At 73.4% G+C, this 2,470-nt stretch carries 5 protein-coding genes; 2 read left to right on the plus strand and 3 right to left on the minus strand.

The features are described 5' to 3' along the window. A partial coding sequence (locus AB0O29_RS35050; protein ID WP_365160258.1) for a MerR family transcriptional regulator occupies positions 1-176 on the minus strand: 176 nt, incomplete at its 3' end. Positions 177-279: 103 nt separating this feature from the next. Here AB0O29_RS35050 and AB0O29_RS35055 point away from each other — a divergent pair. After that, positions 280-1,068: an amidohydrolase family protein gene (locus tag AB0O29_RS35055; RefSeq protein WP_365160246.1), complete on the plus strand. Its 789-nt coding sequence runs from the start codon at positions 280-282 to the stop codon at positions 1,066-1,068. A gap of 23 nt (positions 1,069-1,091) precedes the next feature. Beyond that, positions 1,092-1,583: a hypothetical protein gene (locus AB0O29_RS35060; RefSeq protein WP_365160249.1), complete on the plus strand. Its 492-nt coding sequence runs from the start codon at positions 1,092-1,094 to the stop codon at positions 1,581-1,583. A gap of 46 nt (positions 1,584-1,629) precedes the next feature. On the opposite strand, the gene AB0O29_RS35065 is transcribed toward AB0O29_RS35060, so the two are convergent. Together AB0O29_RS35065 and AB0O29_RS35070 are read right to left on the minus strand one after the other, a co-directional pair. Further along, on the minus strand, positions 1,630-1,950 hold the full coding sequence (locus AB0O29_RS35065) for a hypothetical protein (protein ID WP_365160252.1): 321 nt from the start codon (positions 1,948-1,950) through the stop codon (positions 1,630-1,632). Between the two features lie 91 nt (positions 1,951-2,041). Then, a partial coding sequence (locus tag AB0O29_RS35070; protein ID WP_365160255.1) for a hypothetical protein occupies positions 2,042-2,470 on the minus strand: 429 nt, incomplete at its 5' end.

Genomic DNA, 2,470 nt, shown 5'->3' on the forward strand with positions numbered 1-2,470 from the left:
GTGGGCAGGCCCGCGGCCAGCAGCGCACGGACCCGCCGCACCGCCTCCACCGTCCGGTCGTCGTACTCCCGGTACCCGTTGGCCCGCCGCTCCGCGTCGATCAGCCCCGTCCGCTCGTAATAGCGCAGCAGACGCTCACTGACCCCCGTACGACGTGACAGCTCCCCGATCAGCACCGAGCGCCGCTCCCTTCGACTTGACCTTCCAACGGTGTCAGGGAGCAACAGTGTGCCGACCGCCCGAATTCCGGGTCCGGTCGCCACCAGGGAGAGTGAACCGTTGATCATCGATGCGCACAGCCATGTCCATGACTCCGTCGAGGCCCACGTGCGGCTGCTGGACGAGGCCGGGGCCGACCGCGCCGTCCTGTTCGCCACCCGCCCCCACCCGGAGCGGGCCGACGACCTCGCCGAACTGCGGCGGGAGATGGCGGTGCTGAACGAGGCGCTCGCGGGCGGAGCCGGTACGGCCGAGGGTCACCGCCGGGCATGGCGGGAACTGGACGACGCCCTCGCCGCGCACCCGGAGCGGTTCATCGGCTTCCTGTCCGTGCCGCTGGACGAGGAGCCGGAGGAGATCGCCGCGATCGTGGAACGGGAGGTCGTCGGACGCGGGTTCCACGGCATCGGAGAGCTGACGCCGCCGCCGGGACGGGCGGCCCTGGTCGAACCCGTGCTGCGGGCGGCGGCCGACCACGGCCGGCTGCCCGTCGTCGTCCACGGATCGGCCCCGACCACGGCGGACGACCTGACGACGCTGTCCACGCTCGCCCGCCGGTACCCGAGGGTCCCCCTGGTGGTCAGCCAGCTCGGCGGGGCCCACTGGATGCAGGCGGTCGACCTGGTGCGGGACACCCCGAACATGTACCTGGAACTGTCCACGGCCGGCATCGTCTTCGCGGTCCGCCTGGCCATCAAGGAACTCCCGGACCGAACCCTGTTCGGCTCGGACGCCCCGTACGGCGACCCGGTCCTGGCCCGCGCCATGGTGGAACGGGTCACCGCCCCGGGCGGGGTACGCGAAGCGGTCCTCGGCGGGACGATGGCCGCCCTGGTCGGCCTCGGCTGACCCCGGCTGTCTAGAGTGCGGGCATGGCCGTTCCCGAGATCATCCCCATCGCCCACGAGCCGGGCCATCGTACGAGCACCATCGGCCGGTTCCGCGGTGGCCAGTTCCTGGCCTCGGTCACCTATGCGCTCCCGGACGGGTTCACGCGGGGGGACGGCTGGGAGGAGCACAAGAAGCTCTTCGCCGTGCTGCACACCTTCGACCACGATGGCCACCACCAGGGATCCGACATCTGGTGCGCGGGTACGTGGGCGGAGCAGCGCAGGCGCCCGTATGGCGAGGGTTCCGTGGCCGCCCGCGCGGAAGCCCGGCTGAGCGTCGTCCTCGCGGGCCTCGCGGAGCGTGAGTACGGCGACATCGCGATCCGGCCATTCCGTCTCACCGTTGACGGCGTGTGCTTCGGCCTCGTCACGGAGTGCCACGCGGAGGACGAGGCCGGCGAGGACGACTGGGCCGAGCTCTATCCGGACCGGCTGGGCTTCTCGGCCCCGTGGAACGGCACCTACGACAGCTGACGACCGCGCCCGGGGGAGCGGAACCGCAGACCCCTTCGCCCCCGGGTCACCCTCGTTTGTTGCGTACGGCGAGTACCGCCCCGGCCAGGCCGGCGACGCCTCCGCTGATCAACGGCACCGCCTGCAACGACGCCTCGCGGTCCACCGCGTGGAAGCCGAGCCAGACGAAGGCCAGGCCGAAGCCGATGACGATCAGGTACTCCAGCAGCCGGAACCCGTACCCCATCCACTGGTCCAGCCGCTCCTGCCGCAGCTGACGCTCGACGAGCCGGCGGCGCCACGCGAGGTGGTCCGCCTCGATGCCGTTCCACTTCGCGGCCTCGTCGGCGTTGGGGAACTGGGGTACGAAGCCGGCGGACGTCGGCATGAACGCCGCCTGGCCCGCGCCGGCTTCGGGAGCCGGCGCCGACGGCGGTGAGGGTGGCGGCGCCGAGGGCGGCAGGGGGCTCGCCTCGTACTCAGACACCGGTGCCACCGTCCCCACCCTCGTGCCGCGAGGCCCCGGCCGTCAGCCGGTCCAGCCGCCGCAGCTCCCTGTCCACTGCTTCCTCGGCATCCGCCCGCCGCGCCCGTCGCTCCTCCCGCGACCAGGGCTCGGGCGGCGCCACCGACCGCAGGAGCCGGTCCACGGGTCCCGCCCGGCCGGCCCGCCGTGCGCGTCGGCCACGGCGCAGCGCGATGCGGACCTGGACGGCCAGCAGCCCGACCCCGAGGCCGAACCCCGCCCAGGGCAGGGCCCCGATGAGCAGATCCGGCCCCCCGTCGGAGTCCAGGAGCGCGAGGAGGAGCCACACCACGAGCACCGCCGCCAGCAGCACCGCGAGGCCCGTACTGATTCCGGACCCCGAGGCCAGGGCCCGCCGGGGCGGGACCGAGGTCCAGGCGGG

It is taken from the genome of Streptomyces sp. NPDC089915 (assembly GCF_040684675.1).
Classification (GTDB): Bacteria; Actinomycetota; Actinomycetes; order Streptomycetales; family Streptomycetaceae; genus Streptomyces.

Excerpts from the sequence above, each read along its gene's own strand:
- AB0O29_RS35060 (WP_365160249.1), top strand. The coding sequence starts at position 1,092 with ATGGCCGTTCCCGAGATCATCCCCATCGCCCACGAGCCGGGCCATCGT.
- AB0O29_RS35065 (WP_365160252.1), bottom strand. The coding sequence starts at position 1,950 with ATGCCGACGTCCGCCGGCTTCGTACCCCAGTTCCCCAACGCCGACGAG.